Below are 15,705 nucleotides of genomic sequence, written 5' to 3' on the forward strand. Positions count from 1 at the left end.
ATCGTGTTTACCCTGAATTTCGTCGACGTATTTGAATCAAATCCATACGCTGACGAGCAACAATGAGCGGTCCGAGTATCGGCTTGGCGTCCCCGCGGATGCCGGCGCTGAGCTCCAGTGCCGGCAATCGGAGGCCAGATCGGGTCATGAACGTCCAGGATACCGCACTTCATCACCCCACGCCGAGTGACGGCGGACATCTGCTGCACGATCGCGGCTCGTTGTTCCTGCAACGGATGTCGGCGGTTGCCGCACAGGCCGCGGCGGAAGCGGACGAGGTCGATCGGCAGGGGCGCTTTCCCAAGGCTGCGATCGATGCCGCGCGCCAGCAGAAGCTCCTGGGAATGCAGATCCCGGTCGAGTTCGGCGGCTTCGGCGCTTCGGTGCAGGATATCGCCGAGGTCTGCTACACGCTCGGCCGCGCCTGCGCTTCCACCGCAATGATCTTCGCGATGCATCAGACCAAGGTGGCGTGCCTGGTTCGGCACGGCCGTGGCAGCCCTTACATGGAAGCCCTGATGCGGCGTGTCGCCTCCGAACAGCTCCTGCTGGCGTCCTCGACCACCGAGGGCCAGAATGGCGGCAACATCCGCGCCAGCGCCGCTGCGATCAGCCGCAGCGGCGACGAGATTAGCCTGCTCCGCGACGCCACGGTAATCTCCTACGGCGCGGAAGCCGACGGACTGGTCACGATTGCGCGGCGCGCCGATGATGCTGCCGCATCCGACCAGGTGCTGCTGGCCCTGACCCGGGACGATTATTCGCTGAAGTCGACACTCGGCTGGGAAACGCTCGGCATGCGCGGCACCTGCTCGACCGGCTTCGAACTGAAGGTGCATTGCCCCGCGGATCGCATGTTCGCCGAACCTTATGACCGCATTCACACCCAGACCATGACGCCGTTCGCGCATTTGACCTGGTCTTCGGCCTGGGCCGGAGTCGCGGCCGCTGCCGTCCAGCGCGCCCAACGCTTCATCCGCAAGGCGGCACGCAGCGGCGGCGGCCAGACGCCGCCCGCCGTAGCGCATTTCACCGCCGCCAGGATGTCGCTTGCCAAGCTGCGCGCGTTGATCGCGACCAATATGGATGCCTTCATGGCCCGCGAACATGACGAGCGCGCACTGACCTCACTGGACTTCCAGTCCTCGATCACCCTGCTCAAGGTCGAGACCTCCGAACTCGCGGTCGAGACCGTGATGCGGGCAATGCGCGCCTGCGGCCTGTCCGGCTATCGCAATGACGGCGAATTCACGATCGGGCGCCACCTGCGTGACGTGCTGTCTGCACCGATTATGATCAACAACGACCGCATCCTCGCCAACGTCGCGACATCGAGCCTGATGAGCGCCATTCCCACCTCGCTGCACGACTGACGATTCCCATTTCAAGCCCGATCTTTGCATTAGGACCTTTTAAGATGACCATCCCTGTCCTGCGGCAATCGCCAGAAGTTACGCCGCAGCCGGCTGATCCGTTGGATCACCTCGCCGATAAGCTGTTCCACCGGATGGGCGCTGATGGCGTCTATGCGCGGACTGCGCTCTATGAGGATGTGGTCGAACGTCTGGCCGCACTGATCACACGCCACCGCGAACCCGGCACCGAGGTGATGCGCTTCCCGCCGGTGATGAGCCGCGCGCAATTGGAGAAATCCGGCTACCTCAAGAGCTTTCCCAATCTGCTCGGTTGCGTCTGCGGCCTGCACGGCACCGAGCGCGACATCAATGCCGCCGTCAGCCGCTTCGAGGCAGGCGGCGACTGGACCACGTCGTTGTCGCCGGCCGACCTCGTGCTCTCGCCGGCCGCTTGCTATCCGGTCTATCCGATCGCTGCGAGCCGCGGCCCGCTCCCCGAGAACGGCCTTCGCTTCGATGTCGCAGCCGACTGCTTCCGCCGCGAGCCGTCGCGGCACCTCGACCGGCTGCAGTCGTTCCGAATGCGCGAATATGTCTGCATCGGCACTCCCGACGATGTCTCCGGCTTCCGCGAGCGCTGGATGGTCCGCGCGCAGGCGATCGCCCGCGATCTCGGCCTGCCCTTCCAAGTCGATCAGGCCAGCGACCCCTTCTTCGGCCGTGTCGGCCAGATGAAGGCGGTGAGCCAGAAGCAGCAATCGCTGAAATTCGAACTACTGGTGCCGCTGCGCTCCGAAGCGCAGCCGACCGCCTGTATGAGCTTCAACTACCATCGTGATCATTTCGGCACGACCTGGGGTATTTCGGATGCAAACGGCGAGCCTGCGCATACAGGCTGTGTGGCGTTCGGAATGGACCGTCTGGCGGTTGCGATGTTCCACATTCACGGCACCGACCTCAGCCGGTGGCCGTCTGACATCCGCGAGATGTTAGGTCTGGCGCCGCAGACGGCGAGTACGGACTGACATTCGCCGACGCAATGCTCGAAATACAGATGTTGGCACGGCCGCCAGATGAGTTCGCTGAAATCCACGATCCGCTGCCGGGAGATCACGCCGGCCGATCTCGAAGCGGTCGCGGATCTGCTCACGCGGGGCTTCTCCGGACGACGGCGCGGCTACTGGCTTGAGGGCCTTCGTCGCCAGGCTGCGCGTGAGTTCCCGGCGGGCTATCCCCGGCTCGGCTATATGCTGGACCACGACGGCACGCCCGTCGGCGCGCTGCTCTTGATCTACTCCGAACGCAAATCCCAGGCGCAGCCGCAAATCTGGTGCAACCTGTCGAGCTGGTACGTCGCGCCTGCGTTCCGCAACTATGCGCCGATGCTGACCAAGATCGCACAGCGGCTTGGTCACGTCAGCTACGTCAATATCAGCGCTGCGCGCACGACCTGGCCGATCATCGAGGCGCAGGGCTTTCGCGCCTATTGCAAAGGGCTTTTCCTTTCGGTCCCGGCTCTGTCGCACACGGAGCGGAGGGCGCGCGTCGAGATCGTAAGCGGCGATTCCGCCATGATTGACGGCCTGCCCGCCGATGAGGCGGCACTTCTGCTCCGGCACGCGCGATACCGGTGCCTGAGCATAGTGGTTCGCTCCGAGCGCGGCGCTATCCCGTTCGTGCTGCAGCCGGCCAGGATGCGCCGCGGCTTGATTCCTCTGCCGGCCATGCAGCTGGTTTATTGTCGCGACGTCGCCGACTACGCGGCTTGTGCCGGTGCCATCGGCTGGTTCCTGGCCAAGCGCGCAAAGATCGCGGTCCTGATCGATGCCAACGGTCCCCTGCCCGGATTGGTCGGCCTCTACACCGAGCGGCGCGGCCGGAAATATTTCAAGGGACCACGTCGCCCGCGGTTGGGCGACCTCAGCGATACCGAACTGGTCGTGTATGGGCCGTGACCCTACGCAGCAAGCTTCGTTCCATGCGCGTGGTCCCAGTACAGCTTGCGCGCCCGGCTGTAGATCGGCCCGATCGAAAGGCTCCGGTCGTCGATCCGGGTCACAGGAGCCACCTTGGCGAAATTGCCGGCCGAGAAGATCTCATCGGCCTGGAGAAAGTCCTCATAGCGCAGCGTCGTCTCGACCACAGCCACACCATCGCTGCGCAACAGCTCGATGATCCGCTGGCGGGTGATGCCGTTGAGGAACGTGCCGTTTGGCGCAGGCGTATACACCACGCCGTCCTTGACCATGAACACGTTGGCGTTGCCGAACTCCGCGACGTTGCCGAGCAGATCCAGCATCAGACAATTGTTGAAGCCCCGAGAGGCGGCATCTAGCAGCGCCCGTGAATTGTTCGGATACAGGCACGCCGCCTTGGCGTCAACCGGCGCGCATTCGGACGTCGGGCGGCGGAAAGGTGAGAGCGTGATGGCGTTACCGGTCGGCTGCGGCATCGGCGCCTCATAGATGCAGAGACACCAATTGGTGGTCTCGGGATCGAACAGCACACCACCGCCGGCGCCGTGCTGTGCCCAATACATCGGCCTGATATACAGTTCGGCATTGGGGCTGAACCGGGCGATACCTTCGCGCGCGAGCCCGATCCAGCTTTCGACATCGACCACCGGCTTGAGCCGGAAATTGGTTGCGGACTGATTGACCCGGGCGCAATGGCGATCGATATCCGGCGTCACGCCTTCGAAGGCCCGCGCACCGTCGAACACGGTGGAGGCAAGCCACGTCGCGTGCGTCCGCACGCCCATGATCGGGGCATTGCCCTCGTGCCATTCTCCTTCAAAGAAGGTCCAGGTTTGCGAATAGCTGACCGGCTTGACGATGTGGCTCATGATGGCTCCTCGCAAAGAGGTTTGACGCGCTTTCCATCACTTCTCGCGCGAATGTTTTAACGATTTGCTTGTCTAGCCTGCGTGGCTCACGATCGATTCACGGTTGACCGGCAGAATGGATGCGGACTCTTCTTCACCGGATCCGCCATGCCTCTCGATCCCCGTGCTCAGCGCCTGCTCACAATGATGGCTGCTGGCTCCCCCGCCACGCGGCAGCGGACATCGGCTGACGAGCGCAGGCAGTCGCTGGCCAAGCTGATGCAGTTCGCACGCGCCGATCTCGACCGCGTGACCACGGTAGACGGCACACTGCCAGGTCCCGTCAGCCAGCTTTGCTATCGGCTCTATACGCCGGCCGATCGGGTGGATGAGCCCCTTCCCGGCTTCGTCTTCTTTCATGGCGGCGGCATGGTGGCAGGCAGCATCGAGACCCATCACCGGTTCTCTGCGGCGCTCGCGCTTGCAATCGGCTGCCGGTTGATTTCGATCGACTATCGCCTGGCTCCCGAACACAAATTCCCTGCGGCCATCGAGGATGCGATCGCCGCCACCGCGTTCATCTGGCGCAACGCTGCTTCGCTCGGAATCGATGCCCGCCGCTTGGTGGTCGGGGGCGATTCCGCTGGCGCCGCGCTTGCCGCTGTCGTCTGCCAACAGGCGCGACAAACCGCGGATGTCTCCATTGCGGCGCAGTGTCTGATCTGCCCTGTGCTCGACTTCGCCGACGCGTCAGCCTCGCGCGCCGCCTTCGCCGAAGGCTATCTGATCGACCGGACAACCCTGCAATCCGATCTTTCGGATTACCTGCCGGCTGGCGCAGATCTTGCCGATCCCAGGATATCGCCGCTGCGCGCCGCTGACGTTGCCGGCCTGCCGCCGGCGATCATCCACACCGCCGAGTTCGACCCGATGCGCGACGAAGGCAATGCCTATGCGCAGCGGCTGACGTCTGCGGGCGTTGCCGTCGCGCATGTGTGCCATGACGGTATGGTCCACAATTTCCATGCGATGGGCGCACTGCTGCCGCAGGCACAGGCTGCGCTGACCCAACTCGGAGAGCAGGTCAGGCAGCTGCAGGGAATACCGCCAATGAATTGATTAGGTTTCGGCGGGAGTCCCTCGGCGAACGTGGCGCCGCGCTGGAGTTTGTTAGGGTTATTTTGTCGTTGTTGTCGCGAATTATTGTCCGCTTCACTCCTCGCCTCTACCAAGGCAAGAAGCGCGGATTGCATCTCGGCGGCCTATGCAACGCGCGAAGCGGAGTTCGACGATGCGCAGCGAGACCATTGCCATTCACGCCGGCTACGAGGCCGACCCGACCACCAAGGCGGTTGCCGTTCCGATCTACCAGACCGCGGCCTACGCCTTCGATAGCGCCGACCATGGCGCCGCGCTGTTCAATCTCGAAGCCGAGGGGTATCGCTACAGCCGGATCTCCAATCCGACCACGGCGGTGCTCGAGAAGCGCGTCAGCGAACTGGAAGGCGGCGTCGGCGCACTCGCCGTCGGGACCGGCCAGGCGGCGCTGCATTTTGCCTTCGTCAACCTTGCCGACCATGGTGGCAACATCGTCTCCGTGCCTCAGCTCTATGGCACCACGCACACGCTGCTGGGCCACATTCTGCCGCGCCAGGGCATCGTCGGACGTTTCGCGGAAAGCGATCAGCCCGACGCGATCGAACGGCTGATCGATGAGAATACCAAGGCCGTGTTTGCGGAGACGATCGGCAATCCGGCCGGCAATGTCTGCGACATCGAGGCCCTCGCCAGGGTCGCTCACCGCAACGGCGTGCCGTTCATCGTCGACAACACCGTGGCGACGCCGATCCTTCTCAAGCCGTTCGATTACGGCGCCGATATTGCCGTCCATTCATTGACCAAATTTCTGGGCGGCCATGGCACCACCCTCGGCGGCATGCTCGTCGACAGCGGCAACTTCCCCTGGAAGCAGCACGCCGACCGCTTTCCCGCCTTCAGCCAACCCGACGCGTCCTATCATGGGCTGGTTTACACCGATCATTTCGGCAGAAGCGCCTTCATCCAGCGGGCGCGCAGCGTCTATCAGCGCACGATGGGCGCGGTGCTGTCGCCGTTCAACGCCTTCCTGCTGCTGCAGGGCATCGAGACTGTGGCGCTGCGGATGGAGCGCCATGTCGAGAACGCGCAGAAAGTCGCCGAATTCCTGCGGGACGATCCGCGCGTCGCGTGGGTAAACTACGCGGGATTCCCGGATAGTCCCTATTATCCGCTCGTGCAGAAATATCTCGGCGGCAGGGCATCGTCGCTGTTCACCTTCGGCATCAAGGGCGGCCTCGAAGCGGGCAAGGTCTTCTACGACTCGTTGAAACTGATTACACGCCTCGTCAATATCGGCGATGCCAAGTCGCTGGCGTGCCACCCGGCGTCGACCACGCACCGGCAGATGTCGGCTGAGGAGCAGCGCAAAGCCGGCGTGTTGCCGGAAACCATCCGGCTGTCGATCGGCATCGAGCACATCAGCGACATCATCGAGGACCTCGACCAGGCGCTGGGCCAAGCGGCTTCACAACAGGCCCGACCGGCGGCGGCTGAATAGCGCAAGGCCATGACGCTGCTGTTCGACCGGCACCGCTCGATCGCAGGCTCCACAGCTGCGCCTGCCAGCGCCGATGGCGACGGGCGTTCAGGCGAGCCGGTCGAACTGACGATCGGGCTGATCAACAACATGCCGGACGGCGCGTTGAAGGCGACCGAGCGGCAGTTTGTGCGGCTGCTCGAGACCGCCGCCCCGCCACGCGTGCGAATCCGGTTCCGCTGCTTCGCCTTGCCCTCGATTGCCCGCTCCCCGGCCGCGCAGACGCATATCGCAGGCACCTATGCCGACATCGCCGATCTCGATGGAGCGCAGATGGATGGGCTCATCGTGACCGGCGCGGAACCGATCGCGGACGACCTGCGTGAGGAGCCTTATTGGCAGGAGCTTGCGGCGGTCGTCGATTGGGCGAAGACAAATACGCGCTCGACCATCTGGTCCTGCCTCGCCGCCCATGCCGCCGTGCTGCATCTCGACGGCATCGCGCGGCGGCCGCTCGGCGCCAAGTGTTCGGGCGTCTATGACTGCGCCAAGGTGGCCGAAGACCAGATGACGCAGAATATACGGTCGGCGCTCAAGGTCTCGCATTCTCGCCTCAACGCGGTGGACGAGCAGGATCTCGTGCATTGCGGCTATCGGGTCCTGACGCGATCGGACCAGGTCGGCGTCGACGTTTTCGTGCGCGACATGCCGAGCCGCTTCATTTTCTTCCAAGGCCATCCTGAATACGATGCGCTGTCGCTGCAGCGGGAATATATGCGCGACATCGCGCGCTATCTTTCGGGGGAGCGCGACGACTACCCGAACATTCCCGCATCCTATTTCGATACGGCGACGGAGGAGGTGCTGAGGCGCTTCGAATTCCGGGCACGGGCGAGGCGCGACCCCACCCTCGCCGCAGAGCTGCCGGGGCTGAAGCTGCGCACTGACCTTGCCGCCGGAACGGCCGCGACACTGCTCCTGAAGAACTGGATCGATCTCCTCGTCCAGTCCGCATCGACAGCGGGGCCGTGAGGCAGTCCGCCTCTCAGGAACACTCCACACCTGCTCGGACATCCACATCAGCGATCACCGAGCGAGGCCAGCGCCGCATTGCCGCCCGCCGCCGCCGTGTTGATGGTCAGTGTCTGCTCAGTGGCAAAGCGCGCCAGATAATGCGGGCCGCCGGCCTTCGGCCCGGTGCCCGACAGGCCACAGCCCCCGAACGGCTGTACGCCGACCACAGCACCGATCATGTTGCGATTGACGTAGACGTTGCCGATCGGTAGCTGCGACACTTTCTCGATCATCTCGCCGATGCGCGAATGCAAGCCGAAAGTCAGGCCATAGCCCGACCGCTTGATCGCTTCCAGCACCTGATCCAGTTGGTCGGCGCGATAGCGGACGACGTGCAGCACCGGCCCGAACACTTCCTTGCCCAGGTCCTCGACACGACGCAGCTCGAACACATGCGGCGCGACGAACGAGCCGCGCGACGGCGCCACGCCTGCATAATGCACCCGCGCCGTCGCCTTCATGCGCGCGATGTGCTCCTCGAGCCGCGCCTTGGCCTCGGCATCGATCACCGGGCCGATGTGGGTCGCGACATCGCGGGGATCGCCGATCGCAAGCTCGCGCGCCGCGCCTATGATCATCTCGATAACGACATCGGCGACGTCATCCTGCAGGCAGAGCAGCCGCAGCGCCGAGCAGCGCTGCCCGGCAGAACGAAACGCCGAGGTCAGCACGTCATCGGCGACCTGCTCGGGCAGCGCGGTGGAATCGACCAGCATCGCATTGATGCCGCCGGTCTCCGCGATCAGCGGCAGGATCGGTCCCTCACGATAAGCGAGGGCGATATTGATCGCACGCGCGGTTTCATAGGAGCCGGTGAACACGACGCCCGCTATCGCCGGATGCGCGACCAGCTGCGCGCCGATCGTGCCATCGCCCGGAACCAGTTGCAGCGCGGTGGGCGCGATGCCGGCCGCGTGCATGATCTGCACGGCTTCGGCTGCGATCAGCGGTGTCTGCTCGGCCGGCTTGGCAACGATTGTATTGGCCGCCATCAGCGCCGCAGCGATCTGGCCGATGAAGATCGCGAGCGGAAAATTCCACGGCGAGATCGCAACGAACACGCCGCGGGGGCGCAGCGACAGCCTATTCGCCTCGCCGGTCGGCCCCGGCAGATCGAGCTCCACGCTGAACAGCTTCTCGCCTTCGGCCGCATAGTAGCGGCAGAAATCGGCCGCCTCGCGGACCTCCGCAATTGCATCATCGAGGGTCTTACCGGCTTCGACCGCAAGCAAATGAATCAGCCGCGCGCGCCGCGCTTCGATCAGATCCGCGGCTTGCCGCAACGCTTGAGCGCGCTGCCCAGCGGGAATCCGACTCCATGCATCAAAGCCGACCACGGCCGCAGCGACAGCGCGATCGGTAGCCGCGGCGTCAGCCTCCGCGACCGTCCCGGCGACCACCGCCGGATCGAACGGGCTCCCGACCGTGCGCGGTGCACCAGTCTCGCTCTGCCCATTGATGATTGCCGCCGCGCTCGCGGGCGAGGTGCCAGCCCGCGCGATCTCGCTGCGCAAGGCAATGAGCGATGCATGATGGCCGAGCTCGATGCCTTGCGAATTCCGCCGGGTCGGCCCGTAGAGATCGCGTGGCCGCGGGATGGTCGGGTGCCGCGCAGCCTCTGCATGACCGATGATCTCGGCCTCGCCGGTCACGAGCTGGTCGATCGGAATGTTCGGGTCGGCGGCAACCGAGACGAACGACGAGTTGGCGCCGTTCTCGAGCAGCCGACGCACCAGATAGGCCAGGAGATCGCGATGCTTGCCGACCGGCGCGTAGGTGCGGCAGGCGATGGCCGGGTGCAGCTCGCGCAGCGTCGCATAGAGTGCCTCGCCCATGCCGTGCAGCCGCTGGAATTCATAGCCAGCGCCGTCGCCCGCGGCGTGAACAATATGCGCGACCGTCATCGCGTTGTGGGTGGCGAATTGCGGAAAGATGCGCGCACGCATGGCAAGCATCTGGCGCGCGCAGGCGAGATAGTTCAGGTCGGTCATCGCCTTGCGGGTGAACACCGGAAAGTCGTCCAGCCCGCGCTCCTGCGCGCGCTTGATCTCGGTGTCCCAATAAGCGCCCTTGACCAGCCGTACCATGAAGCGCCGCCTCTGCCCTTCGGCGAGGCCGGCGATGAAGCCGATCACCTTCTCGGCACGCTTCTGATAGGCCTGGATGGCAAGCCCAAAGCCATCCCAGCCGACGAGCGACGGATCGGCGACAACGCGCGCGATCACCGCCATGGATAGATCCAGCCGGTCCGCCTCCTCGGCATCGACGGTGAAATTCAGGTCGTATGCCTTGGCCCCTCGTGCGAGCTCGATCACGACAGGCACGATCTCGCGCAAGACGCGCTCGCGCGACATCTCCTCATAACGCGGATGCAGTGCGGACAGCTTCACCGAGATGCCCGGCCGATCCGGCAGTTTCGCATTGCCGGCCGCCTGCCCGATGGCCGCGATCGCCGCCGCATAAGAATGCCGATAACGCTCGGCATCGGCGGCGGTGCGGGCGCCCTCGCCCAGCATGTCGAAAGAATAGCGGAAAAGGCGGCCGCTGCTTGAATTGGCGCGATCGAGCGCCTGCTCGATGGTCTCGCCGAGCACGAAATGGCTGCCGAGCAGCCGCATCGCCTGGCGCGCGGCGGTGCGCACGGTCGGCAATCCCAATCGCCGCGCCAGATTGGCCACCACGCTTTCCGGCGTGTCGCCCGGTGCGATCACGCGGGCCGCAAGGCCCAGCGCCCAGGCGGAGGCTGCAACCAGCGGCGTGTGCGACTTCACCTCGTGATGCAGGAAGTCGCCGTGCCCGAGCTTGTCCTCGATCAGCCGATCGGCGGTCGCATCGCCCGGCACCCGCAACAGCGCCTCGGCGAGCACCATCAGCGCCAGGCCCTCATCGGTCGAGAGCGCGTATTCCTGCAGGAAATCGTCGATGCCGCCGAACCGCGATGCCTTGGTGCGGATGCCCTCGATCAGGCGGCGGGCGGTGGCTTTCACCCGCGGCAGGTCCGACCGATCCTGGGTGCGCAGGAGGCGCTCGGCGATGGCGACATCCTCCTCCGCATAAGGCGGCGAAAAGACCGGTTCGGCTATCGGCGCTGGGTCCATTCCATCGGCTCAAATCTTGTCGCGAACGCGCGCGTCTGTTCTGATACATTGAGACGACGGGAACCTTTTGCAAGGACACGATGGCCAAACGCACCGGCAGCGCCGACCTTCCGCTCCACTCCGGGCGCGTCCCCGCCTGGCTTGGCGTAAGGATGGCCTCACTCGGCGCCATCATCACTCAGGCGATCGCGCATCATTACGGACGCGACGACTTCCTGGCCCGGCTGTCGCATCCGTTCTGGTTCCAGTCGTTCGGCGCCGTGATGGGCATGGATTGGCACTCATCGGGCATCACCACCAGCGTGATCGGCGCGTTGAAGCGCGGGCTGAAGCCGCTGCAAGGCGAGCTCGGCATTTACGTGTGCGGCGGCCGGGGCGAGCATTCGCGCAAGACGCCGGACGAGCTGACGGGCTGGAGCGAACAGCTCGGCCTCGATGGTGAGGATCTGGTCCGCACCAGCCGGCTGGTCGCCAAGGTCGACAGCGCCGCGGTGCAGGACGGCTTCGATCTCTATCTGCACGGCTTCTTCTTGGCCGCCGACGGCAAATGGTGCGTCGTGCAGCAGGGCATGAACGGCGACAAGCGCCAGGCCCGCCGCTACCATTGGCATTCGGAGGCGCTGAGAAGCTTCGTCGATGCCCCGCATAGCGCCATCGATGGGCCGAGCCAGGGCGAGATCGTCAACCTGACCGATCACCGCGCCGAACCGTCACGCATCGCCCAGCTCGATCTGCTGGCCGAGCTCGGCCCCGACCGCATCGTCGGCGAATTCGAGCGGATGAACGCAGCGCCGCCGGCGCAAGGCGTGCTGCCGCATCTGGTGATGCCCGCCCATGACGACGTCCGCCCCAAGGACGTATTCGCGCGGCGCCTCCACGGCACGCTGGTCGCCGCCGCCGAGCGCGGGCCGGCGGATTTCCCCGAACTGCTGCTGACGCCCGGGGTCGGCGCCCGCACCGTGCGTTCGCTCGCCATGGTCGCCGAAGTCGTGCACGGCGCGCCCTATCGCTTCACCGATCCGGCGCGCTTCTCGCTCGCCCATGGCGGCAAGGACCGCCATCCCTATCCGGTGCCGATCAAGGTCTATGACGAAACCATCCGGGTGCTGAAGTCGGCGGTCACGAACGCCAAGCTCGGCCGCGACGAGACGCTGGGTGCGCTGAAGCGGCTCGACGATCAGGCGCGCCGGCTGGAGCGCACCGCGACCGGCCCAAGCCTCGACGCCTTCATCGCCACCGAGCGCGCCGCCTCGCCCCAACTGGACGGCCGCTCGGTATTCGGCTGGGAGCGCGACCTTGTCGCCGCCGCCAAGCAGAAGCTGCGTTAAGCGATGCCGGCGCGCAGCGCGGGCGTACTTGCCTATCGTATGACCTCCGGGGCGCTCGAGGTGCTCCTGGTGCATCCCGGCGGGCCGTTCTGGCACTACAAGGATCTTGGCGCCTGGTCGATTCCGAAGGGCGAATATGCCGCCGATGAACCGGCCGAGGCCGCCGCACGGCGGGAGTTCGCCGAAGAGCTCGGGACTGAGCTCAGCGTCCCGCTGCTCCCGCTCGGCGAGATCAAGCAGCGCGGCGGCAAGATCGTCGTGGCCTTCGCTGCCCAGACCGACCTCGATACCACTGCGATCAGCAGCAACCAGTTCGAGATGGAGTGGCCGCCGCGAAGCGGCCGCATGCAGAGCTTTCCGGAAGTCGATCGTGCGACGTGGTTCGACCTCGCGGAGGCCCGCGAGCGCATCAATCCTGCGCAAGCTGCATTGCTGGACCGGCTGATCGAGATGACAACGATGTGACACGGTACTCATTGCGCTGCAGGCAGCGCGCGGCAGTTCCGAATTGCGAAACCAAGGCGAACTACACGCAGTAACACTGCGCTGCCCTGTGTCTTTTCCGCGCAGTCACGCGACATTGTCCGATTTCATCGCGCGCCGAAATTCACTTTGCTCGCGAATGCGACTATATCGGCGCAGTCGCTTGCGCGGAGGCTTTCGGGCCGTCGCGACCGAACCAGGCGATCGCAGTCAGGATCGTGTTGCAAGTGAAACTCGAGAGGATAGATCAGATCGATCGCATCGATCTGACGATCGTGCCGGCCAGTCTCAACAGACAATGCAGGTCGCTGATCGAGAGCTACCATCGCATTCACGGCTACGCCGCGCTGGCTGATCTGTTGTGGAAGTCCGGCCTTGGTCCTTTCATAGAGAGCCAGAGCGAGCTGCGGCAGCTGCTGAAGCAGGCCTCGATGTCGCGGAGCGCCAAACGCGCCAATGACGGTTTCGTCCAGATCGCGACCACCATCCTCGCGCTCGAGATCCTGGCTTCGGGCTTCGCCGGCTGGGCCGGCCTCTATCCTGAAGCCGCGCTGATCGCGCACATGCTGCTGAAGCCGTTGCCGAGCAATCAACAGCTGCCGCTGATGGCGTTCTACCTTTATCAGAAGCAGCCTACCGTGCCGAACGCGATCACGATGCTGGCGCCGTCGCTCGATCCGAACGCCGACAGCAGCGCGCTCTGACGGGCTCGCACCCGGCTCCGTCTGATTGACGTATCAAACAACGCAACGCGGCTAGGCCGCGCGAACGTTGCCGAGGAAGCGTCCAGTCTCGTTCTTCAGCTGCGCGGATTGCGTCCCGAGCTGGCCGGCAGCACTGAGCACCTGCGCGGCCGCCGCCCCGACCTGGCTCGAGGCCTCGCGCACACCGACGATGTGCTTCATGACGCCCTGCGTGCCCTCGGCGGCTTGCTGGACGCTGCGCGCGATCTCCTTGGTCGCCGCGCCCTGCTCCTCGACCGCCGCGGCGATGGCTTCGGTGATCTCGTTCATCTGCCCGATCGTGGCGCCGATGTCCCGGATCGCATTCACCGTGGCGCCGGTCGCGTCGCGGATGGCCTCGATCTGGCTGGTGATCTCTTCGGTAGCCTTCGCGGTCTGAGCCGACAGCGCCTTGACCTCGTTGGCGACGACCGCGAAGCCCTTGCCGGCCTCGCCCGCGCGCGCCGATTCGATGGTTGCGTTCAGCGCCAGCAGGTTGGTCTGGCCGGCAATGGTCTGGATCAGCGCCATCACCTCGCCGATCTTCTGGGTGGCGTGCACCAGTTTCTCGACCATCGATTCCGTGCGGGTGGCCTGGCCGACCGCATTCTGCGCGATGGTGGAAGACTGCGTGACCTGCCGCGCGATCTCCTGGATCGATGACGACAGCTGCTCGGCCGAGGCCGAGACGGTCTGCACATTCTTCGCAGTCTGTTCCGCAGCCGAGGCGACGTTGGCGCTCTGCGCCGTGGTGCCTTCGACGATGCTCGACATCGAGGATGCCGAGCTCTGCAACTCGCCGGCAGCGGCTGCGGTGCCCTGGATGACGCCACCGATCGAGCGCTCGAACTCGTCGGCGATGCGCGCCAGCACCGCGCGCCGCTCCTCGGCAGCCTGGGTCTTGCTCTGTTCCTGCTGGGCACGCAGCCGCTCGCTTTCGGCGAGATGGTCCTTGAAGACCTGCAGGCTTCGCGCCATCCGCCCGATCTCGTTCTTGCGATCGACGAACGGAACCTCGAAGTCGAGGTTGCCTTTGCAGAGTTCGTCCATCACCTCACAGGTCGTATCGAGCGGGCCGACGATGCCGCGTCCCAGCCAGAAGGCGATGATGCCGGCAATCACCAACCCGGCCAAGCCGCCGAGCCCGGCCCACAGCGCGCGTTCATAGACGACCGCATCGACGTCGTTGATGTAGACGCCGGCCTGCAGCGCCAGCATCTTGTCGCCGCTGCCGTAGGCGCCGACATAGGAAAGCTTGGGCAGTTCGCCGCCGCCGCCGGAGCGCGGTGCCATATATTCGACGAAGCCGCCGCCGGCGCGTGCGGTGCGCACGATGTCCTGAATCAGGAGCTTGCCGGTGTTATCCTTGAAGTCCCAGCGATTGACGTTGATGTATTTCGGATTGGCGTGAACATAGGTCACGCCGGCGTCGGACGGGCCGGTGCCGTAGACGCCAAGATAATCGGCATATTGTCCCCAGCGCATGGCGCCGATCGCTGCGAAGGCCAACTGGCGCGCGCGATCCGGTTCCATCCGGCCCGACTTGGCTTCGGTATCATAGTAACTCAAAACCTTGGCCGCGGAGTCCACGAGATTGCGCACCATGGTCCGCCGCTCCTCCAGCACGGAATCGCGGAGCAGCAGGATCTGCATGGCGGAAACGGCAAAGAGGGCAATTGAAAGGACCGCAATAATGGTCGCAAGGCGCTGATAGATGGTGAGGTGTCGCATTATCTTGTCCAGCTTCCCATGTCGTGCAGGCCGCGACCGTATCAACTTCAACTTAATAGATTGCTATACGTAGCTACCGGAGGTTTGATTATTAAAATCCGTCGTAGTTCGGTGCACCAAGTGCACCTAAGGCTTTGCCGCACACACCGGTTCGTTACACGAGCCGTTCGGCGCAAGCGCAACTCATCTCGCGACGCGATCAACGCCCGAGTCTTGCTCATCTTTTGCCCCTCTCGATAGCAGAGGGTGCAGGGAAGGCCGGGCCTCGACTGAGGCCCGTGGCCCGCCTGCGAAAAAAATGCAGGCGGCAGGTACCACAGGTCCAGCCGGACGACCCGGCCCTCCCTGCGCGACGGTTTTCACGCTTATACGCAGTCTCCCTGGTGCGCCGGGCTTGTTGGCCACCTCCGCGCGAGGCGAAGCCTCGTCGCGTGTACGACAACGCGTTACGCGCGTTGCGCGGTGATACCAGCGTCGGGGTATCGGGACGCTGCGACTTCACGTCCGCGCACTAC

The 15,705-nt window shown here is 64.8% G+C and carries 12 protein-coding genes; 9 read left to right on the forward strand and 3 right to left on the reverse strand.

Features of this window, described 5'->3' with window-relative positions; translation table 11 throughout:
* Positions 1-146 precede the first annotated feature (146 nt).
* The 3 genes from QXZ85_RS06550 to QXZ85_RS06560 are packed head-to-tail and all read left to right on the forward strand — an operon-like array spanning position 147 to position 3,310.
* Positions 147-1,373, forward strand: coding sequence for an acyl-CoA dehydrogenase family protein (locus tag QXZ85_RS06550; RefSeq protein WP_409998245.1), 1,227 nt, complete (start codon positions 147-149; stop codon positions 1,371-1,373).
* 44 nt (positions 1,374-1,417) lie between these two features.
* The gene (locus tag QXZ85_RS06555) at positions 1,418-2,380 is read left to right on the forward strand and encodes an amino acid--[acyl-carrier-protein] ligase (RefSeq protein WP_315744201.1); all 963 of its coding nucleotides are present in this window, start codon (positions 1,418-1,420) and stop codon (positions 2,378-2,380) included.
* A 48-nt stretch (positions 2,381-2,428) separates the two neighbouring features.
* Entirely contained in the window at positions 2,429-3,310 is an 882-nt protein-coding gene (locus QXZ85_RS06560) for an acyl-CoA acyltransferase (protein WP_315744200.1), read from the forward strand.
* Between the two features lie 2 nt (positions 3,311-3,312).
* On the opposite strand, the gene QXZ85_RS06565 is transcribed toward QXZ85_RS06560, so the two are convergent.
* The gene (locus tag QXZ85_RS06565) at positions 3,313-4,200 is read right to left on the reverse strand and encodes a branched-chain amino acid aminotransferase (protein ID WP_315769371.1); all 888 of its coding nucleotides are present in this window, start codon (positions 4,198-4,200) and stop codon (positions 3,313-3,315) included.
* A 147-nt stretch (positions 4,201-4,347) separates the two neighbouring features.
* Between QXZ85_RS06565 and QXZ85_RS06570 the strand changes: the two genes are divergently transcribed.
* From QXZ85_RS06570 to QXZ85_RS06580, 3 genes are all read left to right on the forward strand, one after another.
* Positions 4,348-5,298: an alpha/beta hydrolase gene (locus QXZ85_RS06570; RefSeq protein ID WP_315769372.1), complete on the forward strand. Its 951-nt coding sequence runs from the start codon at positions 4,348-4,350 to the stop codon at positions 5,296-5,298.
* 172 nt (positions 5,299-5,470) lie between these two features.
* Entirely contained in the window at positions 5,471-6,775 is a 1,305-nt protein-coding gene (locus QXZ85_RS06575; RefSeq protein ID WP_315744196.1) for an O-acetylhomoserine aminocarboxypropyltransferase/cysteine synthase family protein, read from the forward strand.
* 9 nt (positions 6,776-6,784) lie between these two features.
* Positions 6,785-7,786: a homoserine O-succinyltransferase gene (locus QXZ85_RS06580; protein ID WP_315702651.1), complete on the forward strand. Its 1,002-nt coding sequence runs from the start codon at positions 6,785-6,787 to the stop codon at positions 7,784-7,786.
* A 47-nt stretch (positions 7,787-7,833) separates the two neighbouring features.
* Here the strand turns inward: QXZ85_RS06580 and putA are convergent, their stop codons facing one another.
* Positions 7,834-10,926 (reverse strand): bifunctional proline dehydrogenase/L-glutamate gamma-semialdehyde dehydrogenase PutA, encoded by a 3,093-nt coding sequence (gene putA, locus QXZ85_RS06585; protein ID WP_316165106.1) that lies wholly within the window; start codon positions 10,924-10,926, stop codon positions 7,834-7,836.
* Between the two features lie 80 nt (positions 10,927-11,006).
* Here putA and QXZ85_RS06590 point away from each other — a divergent pair, with 80 nt between their 5' ends.
* The 3 genes from QXZ85_RS06590 (at position 11,007) to QXZ85_RS06600 (ending at position 13,441) form a co-directional block, all read left to right on the forward strand.
* On the forward strand, positions 11,007-12,254 hold the full coding sequence (locus tag QXZ85_RS06590) for a DUF763 domain-containing protein (protein WP_316173798.1): 1,248 nt from the start codon (positions 11,007-11,009) through the stop codon (positions 12,252-12,254).
* A gap of 3 nt (positions 12,255-12,257) precedes the next feature.
* Complete coding sequence (locus tag QXZ85_RS06595; RefSeq protein WP_315702648.1) at positions 12,258-12,719, forward strand: NUDIX domain-containing protein; 462 nt, start codon at positions 12,258-12,260, stop codon at positions 12,717-12,719.
* Positions 12,720-12,964: 245 nt separating this feature from the next.
* The gene (locus QXZ85_RS06600; RefSeq protein ID WP_315769376.1) at positions 12,965-13,441 is read left to right on the forward strand and encodes a hypothetical protein; all 477 of its coding nucleotides are present in this window, start codon (positions 12,965-12,967) and stop codon (positions 13,439-13,441) included.
* 51 nt (positions 13,442-13,492) lie between these two features.
* Here QXZ85_RS06600 and QXZ85_RS06605 read toward each other — a convergent pair whose 3' ends face one another.
* Positions 13,493-15,190, reverse strand: coding sequence for a methyl-accepting chemotaxis protein (locus tag QXZ85_RS06605; RefSeq protein WP_315702646.1), 1,698 nt, complete (start codon positions 15,188-15,190; stop codon positions 13,493-13,495).
* Positions 15,191-15,705: the final 515 nt, after the last annotated feature.

Source organism: Bradyrhizobium sp. SZCCHNGR1005 (genome assembly GCF_032489995.1).
GTDB lineage: Bacteria > Pseudomonadota > Alphaproteobacteria > Rhizobiales > Xanthobacteraceae > Bradyrhizobium.